Annotated in this window: 23 protein-coding genes; 10 read left to right on the plus strand and 13 right to left on the minus strand. The window is 67.6% G+C overall.

Annotated elements, in window-relative coordinates:
• Positions 1-53: 53 nt before the first annotated feature.
• Genes PIN01S_RS07540 through PIN01S_RS07550 form a run of 3 tightly spaced genes read right to left on the minus strand, consistent with a single transcriptional unit; the run spans position 54 to position 1639 of the window.
• Positions 54-299 carry a cytochrome C oxidase subunit IV family protein gene (locus tag PIN01S_RS07540; protein ID WP_084334921.1) on the minus strand — a complete coding sequence of 82 codons (246 nt, stop codon included), beginning with the start codon at positions 297-299 and terminating at the stop codon, positions 54-56.
• Positions 300-306: 7 nt separating this feature from the next.
• The gene (locus tag PIN01S_RS07545) at positions 307-885 is read right to left on the minus strand and encodes a cytochrome c oxidase subunit 3 family protein (protein WP_084334923.1); all 579 of its coding nucleotides are present in this window, start codon (positions 883-885) and stop codon (positions 307-309) included.
• On the minus strand, positions 869-1639 hold the full coding sequence (locus PIN01S_RS07550) for a CbbQ/NirQ/NorQ/GpvN family protein (protein ID WP_170837177.1): 771 nt from the start codon (positions 1637-1639) through the stop codon (positions 869-871). The genes PIN01S_RS07545 and PIN01S_RS07550 overlap by 17 nt, the downstream gene beginning before the upstream one ends.
• A 288-nt stretch (positions 1640-1927) precedes the next feature.
• Here PIN01S_RS07550 and nirS point away from each other — a divergent pair, with 288 nt between their 5' ends.
• The 10 genes from nirS (at position 1928) to PIN01S_RS07600 (ending at position 10698) form a co-directional block, all read left to right on the plus strand.
• The gene (nirS, locus tag PIN01S_RS07555; RefSeq protein WP_084334927.1) at positions 1928-3646 is read left to right on the plus strand and encodes a nitrite reductase; all 1719 of its coding nucleotides are present in this window, start codon (positions 1928-1930) and stop codon (positions 3644-3646) included.
• Positions 3647-3702: 56 nt separating this feature from the next.
• Complete coding sequence (locus PIN01S_RS07560; protein WP_084334928.1) at positions 3703-4023, plus strand: c-type cytochrome; 321 nt, start codon at positions 3703-3705, stop codon at positions 4021-4023.
• Entirely contained in the window at positions 4020-5198 is a 1179-nt protein-coding gene (locus tag PIN01S_RS07565) for a cytochrome D1 domain-containing protein (protein ID WP_084334929.1), read from the plus strand. Before PIN01S_RS07560 ends, PIN01S_RS07565 begins: the two co-directional genes overlap by 4 nt.
• A gap of 2 nt (positions 5199-5200) precedes the next feature.
• Complete coding sequence (locus PIN01S_RS07570; protein WP_084334930.1) at positions 5201-5659, plus strand: Lrp/AsnC family transcriptional regulator; 459 nt, start codon at positions 5201-5203, stop codon at positions 5657-5659.
• The gene (gene ahbB, locus PIN01S_RS07575) at positions 5656-6153 is read left to right on the plus strand and encodes a siroheme decarboxylase subunit beta (protein ID WP_084334932.1); all 498 of its coding nucleotides are present in this window, start codon (positions 5656-5658) and stop codon (positions 6151-6153) included. Before PIN01S_RS07570 ends, ahbB (PIN01S_RS07575) begins: the two co-directional genes overlap by 4 nt.
• The gene (locus PIN01S_RS07580; RefSeq protein ID WP_084334934.1) at positions 6146-6589 is read left to right on the plus strand and encodes an Lrp/AsnC family transcriptional regulator; all 444 of its coding nucleotides are present in this window, start codon (positions 6146-6148) and stop codon (positions 6587-6589) included. The genes ahbB (PIN01S_RS07575) and PIN01S_RS07580 overlap by 8 nt, the downstream gene beginning before the upstream one ends.
• Positions 6564-7076 carry a siroheme decarboxylase subunit beta gene (ahbB, locus tag PIN01S_RS07585; RefSeq protein WP_084334936.1) on the plus strand — a complete coding sequence of 171 codons (513 nt, stop codon included), beginning with the start codon at positions 6564-6566 and terminating at the stop codon, positions 7074-7076. The genes PIN01S_RS07580 and ahbB (PIN01S_RS07585) overlap by 26 nt, the downstream gene beginning before the upstream one ends.
• Before the next feature lie 118 nt (positions 7077-7194).
• Positions 7195-8373: a heme d1 biosynthesis radical SAM protein NirJ gene (gene nirJ, locus PIN01S_RS07590; RefSeq protein WP_084334938.1), complete on the plus strand. Its 1179-nt coding sequence runs from the start codon at positions 7195-7197 to the stop codon at positions 8371-8373.
• Positions 8374-8386: 13 nt separating this feature from the next.
• Positions 8387-9223, plus strand: coding sequence for a uroporphyrinogen-III C-methyltransferase (gene cobA / locus PIN01S_RS07595; RefSeq protein WP_084334940.1), 837 nt, complete (start codon positions 8387-8389; stop codon positions 9221-9223).
• Positions 9214-10698, plus strand: a complete 1485-nt coding sequence (locus PIN01S_RS07600; protein ID WP_084334942.1) for a nitrite reductase — start codon at positions 9214-9216, stop codon at positions 10696-10698. Before cobA ends, PIN01S_RS07600 begins: the two co-directional genes overlap by 10 nt.
• Positions 10699-10853: 155 nt before the next feature.
• On the opposite strand, the gene PIN01S_RS07605 is transcribed toward PIN01S_RS07600, so the two are convergent.
• From PIN01S_RS07605 to PIN01S_RS07650, 10 genes are all read right to left on the minus strand, one after another.
• Positions 10854-11180: an AzlD domain-containing protein gene (locus PIN01S_RS07605; RefSeq protein WP_084334944.1), complete on the minus strand. Its 327-nt coding sequence runs from the start codon at positions 11178-11180 to the stop codon at positions 10854-10856.
• On the minus strand, positions 11180-11893 hold the full coding sequence (locus PIN01S_RS07610) for an AzlC family ABC transporter permease (RefSeq protein ID WP_084334946.1): 714 nt from the start codon (positions 11891-11893) through the stop codon (positions 11180-11182). The genes PIN01S_RS07605 and PIN01S_RS07610 overlap by 1 nt, the downstream gene beginning before the upstream one ends.
• Before the next feature lie 143 nt (positions 11894-12036).
• A complete protein-coding gene (pqqE, locus tag PIN01S_RS07615) occupies positions 12037-13182 on the minus strand; it encodes a pyrroloquinoline quinone biosynthesis protein PqqE (RefSeq protein WP_084334948.1) in 1146 nt (381 codons plus the stop codon).
• The gene (gene pqqD / locus PIN01S_RS07620; protein WP_084334949.1) at positions 13154-13432 is read right to left on the minus strand and encodes a pyrroloquinoline quinone biosynthesis peptide chaperone PqqD; all 279 of its coding nucleotides are present in this window, start codon (positions 13430-13432) and stop codon (positions 13154-13156) included. Before pqqD ends, pqqE begins: the two co-directional genes overlap by 29 nt.
• Entirely contained in the window at positions 13429-14181 is a 753-nt protein-coding gene (gene pqqC / locus PIN01S_RS07625) for a pyrroloquinoline-quinone synthase PqqC (protein WP_084334950.1), read from the minus strand. The genes pqqD and pqqC overlap by 4 nt, the downstream gene beginning before the upstream one ends.
• A 26-nt stretch (positions 14182-14207) precedes the next feature.
• Positions 14208-15122 carry a pyrroloquinoline quinone biosynthesis protein PqqB gene (gene pqqB, locus PIN01S_RS07630; protein ID WP_084334952.1) on the minus strand — a complete coding sequence of 305 codons (915 nt, stop codon included), beginning with the start codon at positions 15120-15122 and terminating at the stop codon, positions 14208-14210.
• Between the two features lie 84 nt (positions 15123-15206).
• Positions 15207-15278 (minus strand): pyrroloquinoline quinone precursor peptide PqqA, encoded by a 72-nt coding sequence (pqqA, locus tag PIN01S_RS07635; RefSeq protein WP_003243383.1) that lies wholly within the window; start codon positions 15276-15278, stop codon positions 15207-15209.
• Positions 15279-15433: 155 nt separating this feature from the next.
• Complete coding sequence (locus PIN01S_RS07640; RefSeq protein ID WP_084334954.1) at positions 15434-16483, minus strand: endonuclease/exonuclease/phosphatase family protein; 1050 nt, start codon at positions 16481-16483, stop codon at positions 15434-15436.
• A gap of 834 nt (positions 16484-17317) precedes the next feature.
• Positions 17318-18838, minus strand: a complete 1521-nt coding sequence (exaC, locus tag PIN01S_RS07645; RefSeq protein WP_084334956.1) for an acetaldehyde dehydrogenase ExaC — start codon at positions 18836-18838, stop codon at positions 17318-17320.
• 475 nt (positions 18839-19313) lie between these two features.
• Positions 19314-20936 (minus strand): methyl-accepting chemotaxis protein, encoded by a 1623-nt coding sequence (locus tag PIN01S_RS07650; RefSeq protein WP_084334958.1) that lies wholly within the window; start codon positions 20934-20936, stop codon positions 19314-19316.
• Between the last annotated feature and the right edge of the window lie 258 nt (positions 20937-21194).

The raw sequence follows: 21194 nt of genomic DNA on the forward strand, positions 1-21194 counted from the left end.
CCGGCGAAACCCGCTTGATGAGAATCAAGAAAACCGATTGGAACAGTCGGGATTCAGCGCAGGGCCAGGGTCAGCCCGATGGCCGCCGCCATCGCCAGCGGCCAGGCCAGCAACAGGCCGCGCCAGAAACGCGGCGCGCGATGCAGTTCCATGAAGCGGTCGACGATCAGCCAGGCCTTGCCCAGCGCGGCGACCAGCACGCCGCCGGCCATGAGCGCACCGCTGCCGGCCGAGCCGAAACCGACGGTGGCCAGCGACAGCAGCGCCAGGCCGATCCAGCACAACGACAACACGCTCATAGCGTCCTCAACGCAGCACGTAGACCAGGGGGAACAGCAGCACCCAGACCAGATCGACCATGTGCCAATAGAGCACGCCGGACTCCAGCCCGCTGCAACGCCCCGGCCCGTAGGCCCGCTGTCCGCAACGCAGGGCCAGGAAAGCGAGGATCGCCATGCCCAGCAGCACGTGGAGGAAGTGGAAGCCGGTGAGAATCCAGTAGAGGGTGAAGAAGGTGTCGTGTTCGATATCCAGGCCGAGCCGCGTCAGGTGCGCGTACTCACCCAGCTTGAGCACCACGTAGACCACCGCCGAGGCCAGCGCGGCGAGCAGCAGCACGGCGGCCCGGCGCGGCCGGTCGTCGCGCACCCGCTGCACCGCCAGCGCCGCCAGCCATCCGCCGGTAAGCAGGCTCAGTGTCAGCGCCAGCCCGGTGGAACCGTCCAGCGCGGCCTGCCCCTCGGCGAACAGCGCGGGATGCAGCAGCCGGGTGACGGCGAAGGCCAGGATCAGCAGGCCGAACACCGCCAGCTCGGCGAGGATGAAGAACCACATCGCCAGGTCGCCCGGCAACGGGCGGACGGCGGCCTCAGGCGAAGTGGACATCCACCACATCCATCAGCGCGGCGACGGTCTGCGGGTCGTCCGACAGCGGCTCGGCGAGGCAGGCCAGGCAGGCCTCGCGCGGCGCCACACCGGCACCGATCAGGCGCGCGGCGAAGATCAGCAGGCGGGTCGAGGCCACTTCCTCCAGATCGTGCTGCTCCAGGCGGCGCAACGCCTGCCCCAGAGCGACCACCCGCTCGGCCAGCTCGATGTCCACCTGCGCCTCGTGGGCGACGATGCGCACCTCCTCCGCCGCCTCGGGGTAGTCGAAGCGCAGGGCGACGAAGCGCTGGCGGGTGCTGGGCTTCATGCCCTTGAGCAGGTTCTGGTAGCCGGGGTTGTAGGACACCACCAGCATGAAACCGGGCGGCGCGCGCAACGCCTCGCCGGTACGCTCGATGTACAGCTCGCGACGGTCGTCGGCCAGCGGGTGCAGCACCACGGCGGTGTCCTGGCGCGCCTCCACCACCTCGTCCAGGTAGCAGATACCGCCCTCGCGCACCGCGCGGGTCAGCGGGCCGTCCTGCCACCAGGTGCCGTCGGCGCCGATCAGGTGGCGGCCGACCAGGTCGGCGGCGGAGAGGTCGTCGTGGCAGGCCACGGTGTACAGCGGCAGCTCCAGGCGCCGGGCCATGTGCTGGACGAAGCGGGTCTTGCCGCACCCGGTGGGGCCCTTGATCAGCACCGGCATGCCGTGCCGCCAGGCCCGCTCGAACAGCGCCACCTCGTTGCCGAGCGGCGCGTAGAACGGCAGGTCATGGCCAAGGGAAGAAAGGACGGCGGACACGGGAATCACCTCGGACGGCAACGGAAACTGCCCCGCACGCTACCGGCCCCTGCGACAACGTGACAAGTCGCACGCCGGGCAAACTTGATTCCGGTCAAGCGCCTCGTCGGGACACCCGGCATAGGGTCTGTCACGGGCTTCAGCGCCTTCAGACCTGTTCAAAGTCCAGGCAATGAACAGGCCATTGGAAAAACGCTTCAACGCCGTGAACAAGCACATGGAACGCCGCCCCGCCGGCGCTCTCAGGAGGAATACATGACAACCGTTGGCAAGCCGTTCGCCGCGACCCTGGTCGCTACCCTGTCCCTGCTCGGTCTGGCCGTCGCCCAGGCCGCGACCAACCTCGAAAACGCCGATGCCGCCCAGCGCGGCCAGGCCTCGGCCATCGACCCGGCCAGCGCCCAGGTCGTCCACACGCCAGGGGCGCCCGACCTGAGCGAGGCGGAGTTCACCCAGGCCAAGGAAATCTACTTCCAGCGCTGCGCCGGCTGCCACGGCGTGCTGCGCAAGGGCGCCACCGGCAAGCCGCTGACCCCGGACATCACCCAGGAGCGCGGCCAGGCCTACCTCGAGGCGCTGATCACCTACGGCTCGCCGGCCGGCATGCCGAACTGGGGCACGTCGAACGCGCTGACCAAGGACCAGATCACCCTGATGGCCAAGTTCATCCAGCACACCCCGCCAACCCCGCCGGAGTGGGGCATGGCCGAGATGCGCGAATCCTGGAAGCTGCTGGTCAAGCCACAAGACCGGCCGAAGAAGCAGCTCAACAACCTCAACCTGGGCAACCTGTTCTCCGTCACCCTGCGCGACGACGGCAAGATCGCCCTGATCGACGGCGACAGCAAGAAGATCGTCAAGACCATCGAGACCGGCTACGCGGTGCACATCTCGCGCCTGTCCGCCTCCGGCCGCTACCTGCTGGTGATCGGCCGCGACGCCAAGATCGACATGATCGACCTGTGGCCGAAGGAGCCGACCAAGGTCGCCGAGATCAAGGTGGGCATCGAGGCGCGCTCGGTGGAGACCTCCAAGTACAAGGGCTACGAGGACACCTACGCCATCGCCGGCTCCTACTGGCCGCCGCAGTTCACCTTGATGGACGGCGAAACCCTGGAGCCGAAGCAGATCGTCTCCACCCGCGGCATGACCGTGGACAAGCAGGAATACCACCCCGAGCCGCGCGTGGCGGCGATCATCGCCTCCCACGAACGGCCGGAGTTCATCGTCAACGTCAAGGAAACCGGCAAGGTGCTGCTGGTCAACTACGAGGACATCGACAACCTCACCGTGACCAGCATCAACGCCGCACCCTTCCTGCATGACGGCGGCTGGGACAGCACCCACCGCTACTTCATGACCGCTGCCAACAACTCCAACAAGATCGCCGTGATCGACTCCCGCGACCGCAAGCTCACCGCCCTGGTGGACGTGGGCAAGATTCCGCATCCGGGCCGCGGCGCCAACTTCGACCATCCGAAATACGGGCCGGTGTGGGCCACCAGCCACCTGGGCGACGAAAGCATCTCGCTGATCGGCACCGACCCGGAGAAGCACCCGCAGTACGCCTGGAAGCACGTCGACACCCTCAAGGGCCAGGGCGGCGGCTCGCTGTTCATCAAGACGCACCCGAAATCGCGCCACCTGTACGTGGACACCACCTTCAACCCCGACGCCAAGATCAGCCAGTCGATTGCCGTGTTCGACCTCGACAAGCTGGATGCCGGCTACCGCGTCCTGCCCATCGGCGAGTGGTCCGGCCTGAAGGACGGCGCCAAGCGTGTGGTGCAGCCGGAGTACAACAAATCCGGCGATGAGGTCTGGTTCTCGGTGTGGAGCGGCCAGGACCAAGAGTCGGCGCTGGTGGTGGTGGACGACAAGACGCTGAAGCTGAAAACAGTGATCCGGGACAAGAGGCTGGTCACCCCGACCGGTAAATTCAACGTCTACAACACCCAGCACGACGTGTACTGAGCCGTCTGGGGCGGGCCTCACGGCCCGCCCCAGCCCCTCAGCCAAAGGAACTGCGCATGTCACTCCTCCGCCTCGCCCTGCTCGCCGCCTGCCTGTCCGGCCCCGTCGCCCAGGCCGAGGGACTTGATTCGGCGCGGCAGGCCGAACTGGACAACCTGCTGCGCCAGGACTGCGGCTCCTGTCACGGCCTGCGCCTGACCGGTGGCCTGGGCCCGCCGCTGACTCGCGAAGCCCTGGCCGGCAAGCCACGCGACAGCCTGATCGCCACCGTCCGCCACGGCCGCCCCGGCACCGCCATGCCCGGCTGGGAGGGCCTGCTCGGCGAGCAGGACATCGCCTGGCTGATCGATCGCCTGACAGAAGGAAACCCGCAATGATCCGAGCGACCCTGCTGGCGCTGGCCAGCCTGCTTTTGACCGCCTGCGCCCAGCAAGCCGACCTGCGCGGCAGCGGCGACCTCGGCGTGGTGGTGGAACGCGCCAGCGGCAGCCTGCAGATCGTCGAGAGCAGCCGCCGCAGCCGCCTGGCCCGCGTCGAGGGCCTGGGCGATTTGTCCCACGCCTCGGTAGTGTTCTCCCGCGACCAGCGCTACGCCTACGTGTTCGGCCGCGACGGCGGGCTGACCAAGGTCGACCTGCTGCGCCAGCGCATCGACCGGCGCATCGTCCAGGGCGGCAACAGCATTGGCGGCGCCATCAGCCAGGACGGCTCGCTGATCGCCGTCTCCAACTACGAACCGGGCGGCGTGCGGGTGTTCGACGCCGCCACCCTGGCACCCATCGCCGAAATCGTCGCCACTCCGCTGGCCGAGGGCGGCAAGCGCTCGCGCGTGGTGGGCCTGGTGGACGCGCCCGGCCAGCGCTTCGTCTTCAGCCTGTTCGACACCGGCGAAATCTGGACCGCCGATTTCAGCCAGGGCCACACGCCCATCGTCACCCGCTACACCGGCATCGGCAAGCAGCCCTACGACGCTCTCATCACCCCGGACGGCCGCTACTACATGGCCGGGTTGTTTGGCGAGGACGGCATGGCCCGCCTCGACCTCTGGCATCCCGAGCGCGGCGTGCAGCGGGTGCTGGAGGACTACGGCCGCGGCGCGCAGAAGCTGCCGGTGTACAAGATGCCCCACCTGGAAGGCTGGACCGTGGCCGGCGAGCAGGCCTTCGTCCCCGCCGTCGGCCACCACCAGGTGCTGGTGCTGGACAGCCGCGACTGGCGCCAGACCGACCGCATCGACGTGCTCGGCCAGCCGGTGTTCGTCATGGCGCGGCCGGACCACCGGCAGATCTGGGTCAACTTCGCCTACCCGGACAACGGCAAGGTGCAGGTGATCGACAGCGAGACGCACCGCATCATCAGCACCCTGGAACCGGGCCCGGCGGTATTGCACATGGAATTCACCGCGCGCGGCGACCAGCTCTGGCTGTCCGTGCGCGACGGCGGCGAAGTGCAGGTCTGGGACCCGTATCGCCTGGAACTGCTCCAATGCCTGCCCGCGCAAAGCCCGAGCGGTATCTTCTTCAGCAGCCGGGCCCACGAGACGGGGCTCTGAGCATGGAACTGGACAACCTCAGCCGGCGCCTCATCGAGCGCTTCCAGCACGGCATGCCGCTCTGTCCCGAGCCCTATCGGGCGATGGCCGAGGCGCTGGACTGCACCGAGGCCGACGTGCTCGACCGGCTGGCCCGGCTCCAGGCCGAAGGCGCGCTGTCGCGGGTCGGCCCGGTGTTCGAACATCGCCGCGCCGGCGCCAGCACCCTGGTCGCCCTGAGCGTGCCCGAGGCGCGCCTGGAGCAGGTGGCGGCGCGCATCAGCCAGTTCCCCGAGGTAAACCACAACTACCGCCGCGAGCACCGCTACAACCTCTGGTTCGTCCTGACCGGCCCGGACCGCGCCCACCTGTCCCGGGTGCTCGACGAAATCGAAGCGGAAACCGGCCTGATGCCGCTGGACCTGCCGATGCACACCGCCTACCGCATCGACCTCGGCTTCCCCCTGGAGACCCTGCGATGAACACCGAGCAACACCTCGAATTGCGCCGCCTGCTGGAACAGGGCCTGCCGCTGGTGCCGCGCCCGTACCGGCTGCTGGCCGAGCGACTCGGCTGTGCCGAAGACGAGGTGCTGGCCCAGGTCGGGGAATGGCAGGCGGAGGGACTGTTCCGCCGCGTCGGACTGGTGCTGCGCCACCACGCCCTGGGCTATCGCGCCAACGCCATGCTGGTGCTGGACATCCCCGATGCCGAGGTGGACGACGTCGGCCGCCGGCTCGGCCAGGCGCCCGGCGTCAACCTCTGCTACCGCCGTCCGCGCCGTCCGCCGCAGTGGCGCTACAACCTGTTCTGCATGATCCACGGCCGCGAGCGCGAGCAGGTGCGCCAGCGCATCGCCGCACTGCTCGGCGAGCAGGGCCTGGCGCACCATCCCCATGCCCTGCTGTTCAGCATCCGCGCCTACAAGCAATGCGGCGGTCGCTACGCCCCCGCCGCGGAGCGCCGCCATGGATGACCTCGACCGCCGCCTGATCGACCGCCTGCAATACGGCCTGCCGCTGGTGCGCCGCCCCTGGGAGGCACTGGCCGACGAGCTGGCCGCGCCCCCCGCCGAGTTGCGCAGGCGGGTGCAGGCGCTGTTGGACGACGGCACCCTGACCCGCTTCGGCCCGATGTTCGACATCGAACGCCTCGGCGGCGCCTTCACCCTGGCGGCACTGGCCGTGCCCGAAACACGCTTCGAGGAAGTGGCCGCACTGCTCCACGACCTGCCCGAAGTGGCCCACAACTACCGCCGCGAGCACGCCTACAACATGTGGTTCGTCCTGGCCTGCGCGACCCCCGCCGACGTCGCCGCCAGCCTGGCGCGAATCGAGGCGCGAACCGGTCTCGCCGTGCTCGATCTGCCCAAGGAGGCGACCTACCATGTCGGCCTGCATTTCCCCCTCTGACGCCGATCTGGCACGGCGGCTGGTCGCCCTCACCGAAGCCGGCCTGCCGCTGGTGGAAGACCCCTGGGGCTGGCTCGCCGAACGCCTCGGGCTGAGCCCGGACGCCACCCTGGCACTGCTCGCCCGGCTCCATGCGGATGGCGCCATCCGCCGCATCGCCGCCGTGCCCAACCATTACCGCCTGGGCTACCGGCACAACGGCATGACCGTATGGGACGTCGCCGACGATGCGATCGAGCGCCTCGGTCCGGCCGTCGGTACCCTGCCCTGCGTCAGCCACTGCTACCGCCGCCCGCGCAAGGACGGCTGGCGCTACAACCTGTTCGCCATGGTCCACGGCCGCAGCGCGGCGGAGATCGATGGCTACCGCGCCGAAATCCGCGCCCTCCTCGGCGACGCCTGCCGCGCCGACGACATGCTGGTCAGCAGCCGCATCCTGAAGAAGACCGGCCTGCGGCTGGGTGAACCCCGCTCACGCATGCGCTGAGCGCGACGCCCTGCCGCACCGGGGCCCGCCCCTTTCTTGCGCGAAATCAAGGAGCGCCTCCCGGCCCTCGCCGATCCTGCGAACACAGGACGGCACCCGAATCCAGGAGGATCTGCCCGTGTTGAGGATCAGCCATTACCTGCGCACCCTGGCCGGCCAGAGCCCGGCCCCGCGCAGCGCACCACCCGGCAGCACACGCCCGCCGGTGGTGATCTGGAACCTGCTGCGGCGCTGCAACCTGACCTGCCGGCATTGCTACGCGACCTCCGCCGACAGCACCTTCCGCGACGAGCTGGACACCGACGAAGCCCTGCGGGTGATCGACGATCTGCACGACGCCGGGGTGCGTGTGCTGATCCTGTCTGGCGGCGAACCGCTTTTGCGCCCTGACCTGTTCCAGCTCGCCGACCATGCGCGGACACGCGGCTTCTTCGTCGCCCTCTCCAGCAACGGCACGCTGATCGACGAGGGCAACATCGAGCGGATCGCCGCGGCCCGCTTCGACTACGTCGGCATCAGCCTCGACGGCCTGGAAGCGGTGCACGACGACTGGCGCCAACTCAAGGGCAGCTTCGCCGCCTCGCTGCGCGGCGTGGACCTGTGCCGCGCCCACGACATCCGCGTCGGCCTGCGCACCACCCTGACCCGCCACAACCACCCGCAACTGCCCGCGCTGCTCGACCTGATGCGCGAACACGACGTGCAGAAGTTCTACCTCTCGCACCTCAACTACAGCGGTCGCGGCAAGCGCAGCCGCGGCGCCGACGCCCACGCCCGGATGACCCGCGAGGCCATGTGGCTGATCTTCGACCGCGCCTGGGAAGACATCCGCGCCGGGCACGACAGCGATTTCGTCAGCGGCAACAACGACGCCGACGCCGTGCTCCTCCTGCACTGGGCCGAACGGCACCTGCCGGAGCAGCGCGACGAACTGGAACGCCTGCTGCGCGCCTGGGGCGGCAACGCCTCGGGGGCCGGCATCGCCAACATCGACAACATCGGCGACGTGCACCCGGACACCTACTGGTGGCAGCACCGCGTCGGCAACGTGCGCCGGCAATCCTTCCGCGAACTCTGGCTGGAGCGCCCGGACCCGCTGCTGCAACGCCTGCGCCAGCACCCGCGCGCGGTGGGCGGGCGCTGCGCCGGGTGTCGCTGGCTGGCGATCTGCAACGGCAACACCCGCACCCGCGCCTGGGCCGAGGGCGACCTCTGGGCCGAAGACCCCGGCTGCTACCTGAGCGATGCGGAAATCGGCCTGTCCGAACCGCGGCGCATCCATAGCGTTTCCCTCTGAGCAAGGAGCTTCCATGGACCCGATGTCGCAACTCCCCGCTGCCCTCGCGGCGCGGCTCGAACCCGGCGAAGTGGCCTTGGTGGGTGCCGGACCGGGCGACCCCGGCCTGCTCACCCTGCGCGCCTGGAGCCTGTTGCAGCAGGCCGACGCGGTGGTCTACGACCGCCTGGTCAACCCGGCGCTGCTGGACATGCTGCCGCCCCGCTGCGAGACCCACTACGTCGGCAAGGCCGCCGGCCACCACAGCCTGCCGCAGGACGACATCAACCTGCTGCTCGCCGGGCTGGCCCTGCAAGGGCTGCGCGTGGTGCGGCTGAAAGGCGGCGACCCGTTCATCTTCGGCCGTGGCGGCGAGGAACTGGACTACCTGCTCAAGCGTGGCATCGACTGCCAGGTGGTGCCCGGCGTCACCGCCGCCTCGGGCTGCTGCAGCTACGCCGGCATCCCCTTGACCCATCGCGGCCTGGCGCAGTCCTGCCAGTTCATCACCGGCCACCTGCAGGCGGATGGCGCCCTGCACCTGCCCTGGCAGAGCCTGGCCAGCGGCGGCCAGACCCTGGTGTTCTACATGGGCCTGGCCAGCCTCGAGGAAATCAGCCGCGAACTGATCGCCGCCGGCCTGCCGCCGCACACCCCGGCGGCCCTGCTCGGCAACGGCACCCGGCCGGACCAGCAGGTGGTTCGTGGCCGCCTGGACGGCCTCGCCGCTCTCGCCCAGGAACATCGCCTCGCCCCGCCGACGCTCACCGTGATCGGCGCAGTGGTGGACCTGTTCGCCGACCGTGTCCTGGACTACCCCGCCCGCCTGCGCGCCGAACGCATGCCACGCGTGGAGGCGCTATGCGGCTGATCCCCTTGCTGCTGGGCCTCGCCCTGCCCCTCCAGAGCCTGTCCGCCGCCACCCCGGACGCCGCCGCGCTGTATCGCCAACACTGCCAGAGCTGCCACGGCGAGAACCGCTTCGGCGGCGCCGGTCCGGCCCTGCTGCCGGAAAGCCTGGAGCGGCTGAAGCCGGCCGAGGCGCGTCGCACTATCCGCGACGGCCGTCCGGCCAGCCAGATGGCCGCCTTCGGCGACCGCCTGGACGACGCCCAACTCGACGCACTGGTCGCCTACCTCTACCAACCCTCCGCCACGCCGCCGACCTGGAGCGAGGCCGACATCCGCGCCAGCCACCGCATCCTGCGCGCACCGGACAGCCTGCCGGCGAAGCCGCAGCACGGCGCCGATCCGCTCAACCTGTTCGTGGTGGTGGAGGCCGGCAACCATCAGGTGAACATCCTCGACGGCGACCGCTTCGACGTGCTCGCCCGCTTCCCCTCGCACTTCGCCCTGCACGGCGGGCCGAAGTTCTCGCCGGAGGGCCGCTTCGTCTACTTCGCCGCCCGCGACGGCTGGATCACCCTCTACGACCTGCACAGCCTGAGCACCGTGGCGGAAGTCCGCGCCGGGCTGAACACCCGCAACCTGGCGGTGAGCAACGACGGCCGCTGGGTGCTGGTGGGCAACTATCTGCCGGGCAACCTGGTGGTGCTGGACGCCCGCGACCTGACCCCGGTGAAGGTCATCCCGGCGCTCGGCGCGGACGGCAGCGCCTCGCGGGTCAGCGCGGTCTACACCGCGCCGCCGCGCGACAGCTTCGTGGTCGCGTTGAAGGATGTGAACGAAGCCTGGGAGCTGTCCTACGCAGGCACGCCGGACTTCCAGCCCCGGCGCATCGCCGCCCGCGACCGCCTCGACGATTTCTCCTTCACCCCGGACTACCGCTACCTGCTGGCCACCTCGCGGGCGGCCAAGGGCGGCCAGGTGATCGACCTCGACGCCGGCCGGGCGGTGGCCGACATCCCGCTGCCGGGTATGCCGCACCTGGGCTCGGGCATCTACTGGAAACGCCAGGGCGAGTGGGTGTTCGCCACCCCGAACATCAGCCAGGGACTGATCTCGGTGCTGGACATCAAGACCTGGAAGCTGATCAAGGAAATCCCCACCGACGGCCCCGGCTTCTTCATGCGCAGCCACAAGGACTCACCCTACGCCTGGACCGACGTGTTCTTCGGCCCGAACAACGACCGGGTGCACCTGATCGACAAACAGACCCTGGAAATCGCCCACACCCTGCGCCCGATGCCGGGCAAGAACGCCGCCCACGTGGAATTCACCCAGGACGGCCGCTACGCCCTGCTCAGCGTGTGGGACAGCGAAGGCGCACTGATCGTCTACAACGCCCGCACCCTGGAAGAGATCAAGCGCCTGCCAATGAACAAGCCGTCCGGCAAGTACAACGTCGGTAACAAGATCGAATTCGCGGAAGGGACGTCGCATTGAGAGGGAGTGGGATGTATCCACCTGTGTAGCTCTTTCGGGCGAATAAATTCGCTCCTACACCGGCGATTTCTGTGGGAGCGAATTCATTCGCCCACACGGCATCGCCCCTACCCGACCGTAGCCAAGCCCAAGCGCAGTCCGGGACCGAACCCCACTCAGATCGGCAACTGCCCCAACGCCCAGCGCAGCAGGAAGAACACCGCCAACCCACCGACGATGGTCGCCAGCAAGTTCCGGGTGACGGCCGCCAGGGCGATGGCGAACAGGCCGGCAAGCAAGTAGGCGTTGTCCAGGCGCAGTGCCAGTTCACCTTCGGGCATCAGCATGGCCGGCACCACGATGGCGGTGAGCACGGCGCCGGGGACGTAGTGCAGGCCCTGGCGCACCAGCGGCGGGAAGCGCAAGTCCGGCCAGGCGAACAGGCTGTAGCGGGTGGCGAAGGTGATCGCCAGCATGCCAAGGATCAGCAGCCAGGTATCCATCAGGCGGTCTCCTCATCCAGTTCGGCATCGGCGCTGCGCTCCAGCCAGACACCCACCACGATCCCCGCCAGCGCCGCCGCCATCAGGCCGAGCTTGTACGGCCAGGCGTGGGCCAGCAGCGCCACCACCGCGGCCACCAGGGCCGCCGCCACTTGCGGGCGGTTGCGCAGCATCGGCACGACAATACCGACGAAGGTGGCGATCATGGCGAAGTCCAGGCCCCAGCCGGCCAGGTTCGGCACCGCCTGGCCGAAGGCGACGCCGACCAGGGTGGAGAGCTGCCAGTTGAGGTACATGGCCAGGGCCGCGCCCAGGTAGTACCAGTGCTTGAACGGCGAGGCGTCCGGTTCGGCATAGCGGTGCTGGACCACGGCGAAGGCTTCGTCGGTCAGCCAGAACGCCAGCGGCACCCGCCAGCGGGTCGGCAGGTGGCGGACGAAGGGTTGCAGGGTGGCGCTGTAGAGCGCGTGGCGCAGGTTGACCACGAAGGTGGTGAGCAGCACCACCGCCATTCCGGCGCCGCCGCCGATCAGGCTCAGGGCGATGAACTGGGCGGAGCCGGCGAACACCAGCAGCGACATGCCGATGGCCTGCCAGGCGGACAACCCGGCCGCGCCGGCCAGGGTGCCGAAGATGATGCCGAACGGCACGGCGCCCATGAGCATGGGCACCATGTCGCGGACACCGTTGAGGAATTCGTGGGAACGGGACATGCAGGACCTCCTTGGACCCGCAACCCTATCCGTTCCTGGGCGTGGCTGTCTTGGACGATCTTGCTCACTGGAGATGGGAGGCGTGAGGGGTGAAGTGGGAGGAGATCAAAAGCCCACACCGAACCGCTCTGCCCCCTCTCCCCTCACCCCTTACAAATAACCCTCGACGCCTTCTCGTTACGGTATTGCAGGCTCTCCAGTCCCTGGGGCGTTTCCTCGGCCTGGCGGCGAGCGTCGAGGATGATGCCGTGCCGGTCAGACTTGGCGCACACCGGGTCGGCGGCGGTCATGTCGCCGGTGAGCATGTAGGCCTGGCAGCGGCAGCCGCCGTAGTCCCGCTCCTTCTCGTCGCAAGAGCGGCAGGGCTCGGGCATCCAGTCATAGCCCCGGAAGCGGTTGAAGCCGAAGGACTCTTCCCAGATATGGCGGATGCTGTGTTCGCGCACGTTGGGGAACTGCACCGGCAACTGACGGGCGCTGTGGCAGGGCAGCGCGGTGCCGTCCGGGGTGATGTCGAGGAACAGCTTGCCCCAGCCGCTCATGCAGGCTTTCGGCCGCTCCTCGTAGTAGTCGGGGGTGACGAAGATCAGCTTGCAGGGATGTTTCTCAGCCGCCAGCCGCGCCCGGTATTCGTTGGTGATGCGCTCGGCGCGCTCCAGTTGTGCCTTGCTCGGCAGCAGGCCGGCGCGGTTCAGCTCGGCCCAGCCGTAGAACTGGCAGGTGGCGAGTTCGACGAAATCCGCCTCGAGGGCGATGCACAGTTCGATGATGCGGTCGATGTGGTCGATGTTGTGCCGGTGCGTGACGAAGTTGAGCACCATCGGGTAGCCGTGGGCCTTGACCGCGCGGGCCATCGCCAGCTTCTGGGCGAATGCCTTGTGCGAGCCGGCCAGCAGGTTGTTCACCTCCTCGTCGGCGGCCTGGAAGCTGATCTGGATATGGTCCAGCCCGGCGTCGGCGAAGGCGGCGATCTTGGCCTCGGTGAGGCCGATGCCGGAAGTGATCAGGTTGGTGTAGTAGCCCAGGTCGCGGGCGGCCTTGATCAGCTCGGCCAGGTCCTGGCGCACCAGCGGCTCGCCGCCGGAGAAGCCCAGTTGCGCGGCGCCCAGTTCGCGCGCCTGGCGGAACACCTCGATCCATTCGGCGGTGCTCAGCTCCTCGCCCTGGCGGGCGAAGTCCAGCGGGTTGGAGCAGTACGGGCACTGCAACGGGCAGCGGTAGGTCAGCTCGGCCAGCAGCCAGAGCGGCGGGCCGGGCCGTTCAGCGCAACTCGATCCAGAACTGGGCATGGGCCACCTCCAGGAACGCGCGGATGTCTTCGTCGATGCCCTGGACGTCCGGGAAGCGCGCCGCCAGCACCTCGATGATGGTGCCGACGCTGCGCTGCCCGTCCACCTCGCCGAGGATCGCCCCGGCGCTCTCGTTGAGCTTGATCATGCCCTCGGGATAGAGCAGCACGTGGCACTCCTGCACCGGCTCCCACTGGAAACGGAAGCCACGGCGCAGGGCCGGGATTTTGTCGAGGATATCGCCGTTCACAGCGCGATCCCCCGGTGCCAGATGCGCTCGCGGGTCACGGTGTGATACGGCGGGCGCTCCAGCTCGTAGGCCATGCTCATCGCGTCGAGCATGCTCCAGAGCACGTCCAGCTTGAATTGCAGGATATTCAGCATGCGCTCCTGAGCCTCGCGGGTGCGGTAGTGCTCCAGGGTGATGCGCAGGCCATGCTCGACGTCGCGGCGCGCTTCTTTCAGGCGCTTGCGGAAGTAGTCGTAGCCGGTCGGGTCGATCCAGGGGTAATGCTGCGGCCAAGCGTCCAGCCGCGACTGGTGGATGGTCGGCGCGAACAGTTCGGTCAGCGAGCTGCTGGCCGCCTCCTGCCAACTGGCGCGACGGGCGAAGTTGACGTAGGCGTCCACCGCGAAGCGCACGCCCGGCAGCACCAGTTCCTGCGACAGCACCTGCTCGCGGTCCAGCCCCACCGCCTCGGCCAGCCGCAGCCAGGCCTCGATGCCGCCCTCCTCGCCCGGCGCACCGTCGTGGTCGATGATGCGCTGGATCCACTCGCGACGGGTCTCGCGATCCGGGCAGTTGGCCATGATCGCCGCGTCCTTCACCGGAATGCACACCTGGTAGTAAAAGCGGTTGGCCACCCAGCCCTGGATCTGCTCGCGGGTCGCGCGACCTTCATACATGGCCACGTGGAACGGGTGGTGGATGTGGTAGTAGGCGCCCTTGGCGCGCAGGGCCTGTTCGAACTCGGCGGGGGACATGGCGGGTGCGGTCATTGCCTGGATCCTTCTCGAAATGCGGGTCAGAGCCGGATGTTCATGCCGTCCCAGGCGACTTCGATGCCATGCTCCGCGAGGCTTTCGCGCTCGGGGGAATCGACGTCCAGGATCGGGTTGGTGTTGTTCACGTGAATCAGGATCTTGCGCGGCGCAGGCAGCCCGTCGAGCACCGAGATCATGCCGCCGGGACCGCTCTGCGGCAGATGGCCCATCTCGCTGCCGAGCTTGTCGCCCACCTCGCAGACGCGCATCTCGTCGTCGCGCCAGAGGGTACCGTCCACCAGCAGGCAGTCGGCCTTGGCCATGAGCGCGAGCAGCGCGTCGTCCACCTGGCCGAGCCCCGGTGCGTAGAACAGCTTGCCGCCGGTCTTCGCGTCCTCGACGAACAGCCCGATGTTATCGCCCGGGTGCGGGTCGTTGCGGTGCGGCGAGTACGGCGGCGCGCTGCTGCGTAGCGGCACGGCGGTAATGCGCAAGTCCGGGCAGGCCGGGATGACGAAGGGTTCGCCGTCCAGGTCGATGGGGTTCCAGACCAGCCCGCCGTTCCAATGCTTGAGCATGTTGAACAACGGGAAGCCGGTGGTCAGGTCCTGGTGGACCATCTCGGTGCACCAGACCTGATGCGGGCAGCCTTCGCGCAGGGTCAGCAGGCCGGTGCAGTGGTCGATCTGGCTGTCCAGCAGGACGATGCCGCCGATCGCCGTGTCGCGCACCTTGCGCGCCGGTTGCAGGGCCGGGAAGGCTTCGATCTGGGCACGGATGTCCGGCGAGGCGTTGCACAGGATCCAGTCGACGCCGTTGTCGCTCAGGGCGATGGAGGATTGGGTACGCGGCTGCGCCCGCAGGCTGCCGTCACGAACGCCACGGCAATTGCGACAGTTGCAGTTCCACTGGGGAAAACCGCCGCCGGCGGCCGAGCCGAGAATCTGGATATGCATGACCAGGCCCTGTCGAACTTCGAAAAAACGCCGAGGGAAGCGGCGAAAACGCGGGAGGCCCCGGCAAGCCGGGGCACGCGGCGATCAGCGGTTGGCGAAGTACATGGTGACTTCGAAGCCAATGCGCAGATCGGTATAGGCGGGTTTAGTCCACATGGCTGATTCCTCTTGTTATGGCGTCGGAGGCATTCCGACAGTCCCATTAAGCACCTGGCCTGCCTTCAGCAGAATGGTACTTTCGAAGGAGACAGCGTCGTGCCTTGGTAGTGCCATGATGGCGACGACGGCCGCTGCGCCGGCGCACCCGCTTGTCAGGCCGGGTCCCAGAGAAACCGGGCCCTGACGATACCGTGGTCGGATGTCGGCCGCTCCGGCCCGTCCCGGTCCTCGGCATCCAGGTGATCGTTCCAGATGCGCTGGTCGCGAAACGACCAGTGGCGCTTCTTCGAATAGTCGTAGAACTGCTCGGACACCAGGATGTGGTCAAGCTGCTCGCGCACGTCCTTGTAGATGTAGGAATAGGCCACATCCTGGAAATCGGCGAGGGCCTGGAGGAAGCTCGCCGCGTACAGTCCGCTGTCGTTGGCACCGGCCTTGCGCGACTTGGCGTAGCGCCGGTAGACCGGCTGGGCGGTGAGGATCGACAGGGTGTTGGCGTGTACGCCGTCATTGAGATCGCCCAGCAGCACGGCAGCGCGGTCGGTCCCCTTGAGCAGGTCGGTGAGGATCATCCGCAACGCCGCCGCTTCCGCCGTGCGGCGGATGGTGGACAACGCCGCGCCGAGGGCGGCCGTATGCGGCTTGAGCGCCGGGTTGCCGGCCTCCGGCTTGTCGAGCGGCGTGGCGTGCTTGGACTTGAGGTGCGCGCAGAACACCTCCACCGGCGGCACCTGGGCGTTTTCATGGCCGAGGGTCAACTGGATCACCGTGCGCGAGAACAGGTCGATGCTCACCTCGATGTCATCGTCGGTGCGCTGCGCATCGGCACCGGGCTCGCCGTGACGGCGCTTGAGCAGGCGGAAACCGTCCGGGAAGCGCTTGTGCAGGGTCTTCGCGCTCACCTTCCAGGGCTTGCGCACCGCGGCGGCCACGGCAATGTCGTACCACTCCTCCTTGATGAACTGCAGGTCGTAGTCGGCGGACAGCCCGGCGGCATCGAACAGCTCACGCAGCGCCTGGGCCGACCATAGTTCCTGGAAGGCGATCACATCCGCATCCAGCTCACGCAGCCGCTCACCGGCCCAGGCCAGCCGGCGCTGATAGGCCTCGGGCGTGAACGGCTTGGCACCCGGATAGGTGGGCTTGCCGGGCAGTTGCAGGTTGTAGAGGTTGAAAGTGGCGAAGCTGATGTCGCGATCCATGACGATCTCCCTGTGCGGTGGGCCCGCACATTCTTCCCTTATGCCGATGACAATAGCGCGATGCGCGTACCGACGACTATAGACCGCCTGTCACTGCATAACTGTTTGCGGTGTGCGCCAGCTCTGCTGGCGAAGACCCGTAGGGGCGAATTCATTCGCCCGGCGGTGCTGGGCCAGACGAATGCTAGCTGCTGCAACGTTGAATGGAGCCCTCTGACACAACCGTCGCCATGTGCATGGCAAACCCTCTCCCCCAGCCCCTCTCCCGTAAACGGGAGAGAGGAGATTTCGTCCGCCCTGCGTAACGAAGTGCCCCTGACGCTTTGCCATTGCCAGAAAGCTTGCAGAAAAGGTGGGGCCAACTCCGACGTCCCGTCAGGAGGCCGAGCGGAATCGTCGTGTAGGGGGACGAGCGGCATGGATGCCGCGAGAGGCGCGATTGGCCAGGGATGGCCCCTCGCGCCGGCCCCCGGAACGGCGATGGAGCGAGACCCGGATGTCGGGGCAAGCCCTCTTGGTTACTTCTGGGGCGACTGCCAGAAGTGACTCGCCGAGGGGCGAAACAAGAGGTTCCTACTGAACTCAGTAATCGGTTTGACTCAAAATCCTTCAGCAACACTTAGCGCAGACAGCCCCAATCAATTCGCCCAATTTAGCTCCGCCGGGCGAATGAATTCGCCCCCACTCAATAAAAAAACGCGGCCAAGGCCGCGTTGCGATGACGATCGGGTCCGGGATTGGAGTGTTTGTGTGCGCTTCCGGACCGACCCGCACCTGACGGTGCACTGGCAAGCAAACCCGGCGCGCGGAGCGACGCGCCGGGGTCCCCAAGGTTCAGAAGAAGCCCAGCGGGTTGATGTCGTAGCTGACCAGCAGGTTCTTGGTCTGCTGGTAGTGATCGAGCATCATCTTGTGGGTTTCGCGGCCGACGCCGGACTTCTTGTAGCCACCGAACGCGGCGTGGGCCGGGTACAGGTGGTAGCAGTTGGTCCACACACGGCCGGCCTTGATGCCGCGGCCCATGCGGTAGGCGCGGTTGATGTCGCGGGTCCAGACGCCGGCGCCGAGGCCGAATTCGGTGTCGTTGGCGATGGCCAGGGCTTCGGCTTCGTCCTTGAAGGTGGTGACGCCCACCACCGGCCCGAAGATTTCCTCCTGGAACACACGCATCTTGTTGTGGCCCTTCAGCAGGGTCGGCTGGATGTAGTAACCGCTGGCCAGGCCGCCTTCCAGACGCTCGGCGGCACCGCCGGCGAGGAACTCGGCGCCTTCGTTGCGGGCGATTTCCAGGTAGGACAGGATCTTCTCGAACTGCTGCTGCGAAGCCTGGGCACCAACCATGGTCTCGGTGTCCAGCGGGTTGCCGCGCTTGATCTTCTGAATCTTCTTCATCACCTCGGCCATGAACGGCTCGTAGATGGACTCCTGAACCAGCGCGCGGGACGGGCAGGTGCAGACCTCGCCCTGGTTGAAGAAGGCCAGGACCAGACCCTCGGCGGCTTTCTCGATGAACGCCGGCTCGGCATTCATGATGTCTTCGAAGTAGATGTTCGGCGACTTGCCGCCCAGCTCGACGGTGGACGGAATGATGTTGTCGGCGGCGCAGCGCAGGATGTGCGCGCCCACCGGGGTCGAGCCGGTGAAGGCGATCTTGGCGATGCGGGTGCTGGTGGCCAGCGCCTGGCCGGCTTCGCGGCCAAAGCCTTGGACGATGTTCAGTACGCCGGCCGGCAGCAGGTCACCGACGATTTCGGCGAGGACCATGATCGACAGCGGAGTCTGCTCGGCGGGCTTGAGCACCACGCAGTTACCGGCGGCCAGGGCCGGGGCGAGCTTCCAGGCGGCCATCAGCAGCGGGAAGTTCCACGGGATGATCTGCCCGACCACGCCCAGCGGCTCGTGGAAGTGATAGGCGGCGGTGTTGTCGTTGATCTCGGCGGCGCCGCCTTCCTGGGCGCGGATGCAGCCGGCGAAGTAGCGGAAGTGGTCGGCGGCCAGCGGCACGTCGGCGTTCAGGGTTTCGCGCACGGCCTTGCCGTTGTCCCAGGTCTCGGCGACAGCGAGGATTTCCAGGTTCTGCTCGATGCGGTCGGCGATCTTCAGCAGGATGTTCGAGCGATCCTGCACCGAGGTGCGGCCCCAGGCATCGGCGGCGGCATGGGCGGCGTCCAGCGCGCGCTCGATGTCGGCGGCGTCGGAACGGGGGAATTCGGCGATGACCTCGCCATTCACCGGCGAGGTATTGGTGAAGTACTGCCCGTTCACCGGCGCGACGAACTCGCCGCCGATGTAGTTGCCGTAGCGCGGCTTGAAGGAAACGATGGCGCCAGGGGTACCGGGTTGCGCATAGATCATGGTGGTTGGCCTCTTCTTGTCGGAGCCTGGCCCCAACATGGGACAGGTCATGGAACCGATCTTTGCAGGGGCCGAAAAGCCGTGGAATGCGCCATTCGCACAGAGCGTCTCGTTATTTGGTAGTAGATTCGCGGGCTCTCTGCGACGCGGGGTCGCGGGCCCTGTCCGATGCAATGGGTGATGGCGGTGCCTCGCCAATCGCGAATGAATTCGCTCCCACAATGAGGGTCCGGTATAGGGGCGAATTCATTCGCCCAACGAAGCCACGCGGGGCCCCTACAAGGATGACGGCATCGGCCTTTTGCGATGGAACGGATTGTCCGCTGTGGGAGCGAATTCATTCGCGATGGGCTGGCGACCATGCTTCGTCAATCGCGAATGAATCGCTCCCACAAGAATGGTCCGGCGTAGAGGCGAATTCATTCGCCCAACGAAGCCACGTCGGCGAATGAATCCGCCCCTGCCGGTGAGCACCTCACGCCGGCAGCCCCACTCTCCCCCGCGCCGTTCGGGTCTGGGCGACCGCCGGCTTGCCCGGACGCTCCGCCCCCTCCGGCCGGTAGCCCAGGCGCAGGCCGCCCCAATGCCGGCCCTTGATGAAGATCGGCACCGACAGGTCATGCATCAGCTCGCCGGTATCGCGGGTGTAGGTCTGCAACAGCAGCGGCTGCTGGTGGCTGCCGCAGCGGATGCCGGTGCGGTCGGTGAATTTGCGCTTGCTGCGGCTGCGCGCCATGTCCTGTTGGCGGTCGCCGGTGGGCGCATGGCTGAACGCCAGGTTGTGGGTCGGCACGTAGCCTTCCGGTGTACAGGCGATGGCGAACACCATGCCCTCGTGACGACTCAGCAGCGGTTCCTGGATCGCCGGCAGCACCTGGTCGGTATAGCTGTCGAAGCGCGTGCGGAACTTGGTCGGGTGGGTATTCGGCAACGCCTGGTACTGGCGGTCGAACAGGTCGTCGAGGCCGATCCGACCGCTGTCGATGTCCGCCTCGAAACGCTCGGCGATCGCCTGGGCGCCCTCGCGGGCCAGGTCGTAGACCCGTTGGTGATAGTCGTTCAGGCCCACCTCGGCGAGCCGCTCGCTGATGGTCTCGGCCTGCCCCTCCAGTTGCATCGCCGCTTCGGCCAAGTGCTGGGTCTGCTCTTCGCTGGCGCGCAGGTCACCGCGCATCTGCTCGATGGCGGCGAACAGGCTGTTCAATTGCTGCCGGTTGGTTTCCGCGCCCTGGGCGATCTCGGTGATCTGGCTCTCCACCTCCAGCGCCAGCCCGGCAATGCTCTCCAGGCGCTGGCCGCTGCGCTCCACCTGGCCGACGCCATCGTCCAGGTCACTGCTGAGCTGGCGGATCTGCTCCACCACCTCCGCCGTGCGGCCCTGGATGTCCGCCACCATCTGCCCCACCTCCTCGGTGGCGCTGGCGGTGCGCCCGGCCAACCCGCGCACCTCGTCGGCCACCACCGCGAAACCGCGTCCGTGCTCGCCGGCCCGTGCCGCCTCGATGGCCGCGTTGAGCGCAAGCAGATTGGTCTGGCTGGCGATGGACTGGATCACCAGCGTCACCCGCTGGATTTCCTCGCTGCGCTGGCTGAGCGCCTCTATCAGTTCGCGGCTGGCGCTGGCGCGCAGGCTCAACTGGTGCATGCAGGCGATGGCCGAGGTCACCCGTTCGCGGCCCTCGTCGCTGCTGCGCCGCGCCTCGCTGGCGGCATCGCGGGCCTGCTGGCTGAGGGCCGAAGTGGCCTCCTCGGTGTGGATCATGGTCTCGGCGCTGCCGACGATGGTCACCGCCGCCGACAACTGCGATTGCAGCTTCTCCGCCAGCCGCTGCACCGCATAGGACACACCTGCCGCCGACAACGCGTTGTGGCTGGTGGTGTGTGCCAGGTCACGGGCGAGACGGCCGATATCCGGCCCCTTTATCTCATCCGGCACCTCCGCCGGCCGCCGCACCAGCCACGACAGCCCGGCAACCGCCAGCGCCAGCGGTATCGCCAAACCCATCGGCCAACCGCTGCCGACGGCGAACAGCAGAACGATCATGAGCAGGCCCTGGACCAGAGCCACGGCAACGGGGGGCAGAGAGAACGTGCGCATGTAGCACCTCGCGGCTCCGGCTGGCTCGCCTGCTGGCCAAGTCGCCGGTTTTCTTGTTGTTCGGTTCCGGCATTAGGCAGAGCTGGCCATCACTTGGCCATTGTGCCTTGGTTGTAGAGGAGGTGTGCTTTGGTGGGAGGGCTGCGGAAACAGGCTGAACGACGAAATAAAAGTTATCTAACTTATTAGGCCACCGAAACTTCGCCCTTGATGAAAATCAAAAACCGCTTCAAATAAACGATTCCGCAACAAACAACA

The organism is Pseudomonas indica NBRC 103045, assembly GCF_002091635.1.
GTDB classification, from domain to species: Bacteria; Pseudomonadota; Gammaproteobacteria; order Pseudomonadales; family Pseudomonadaceae; genus Pseudomonas_M; species Pseudomonas_M indica.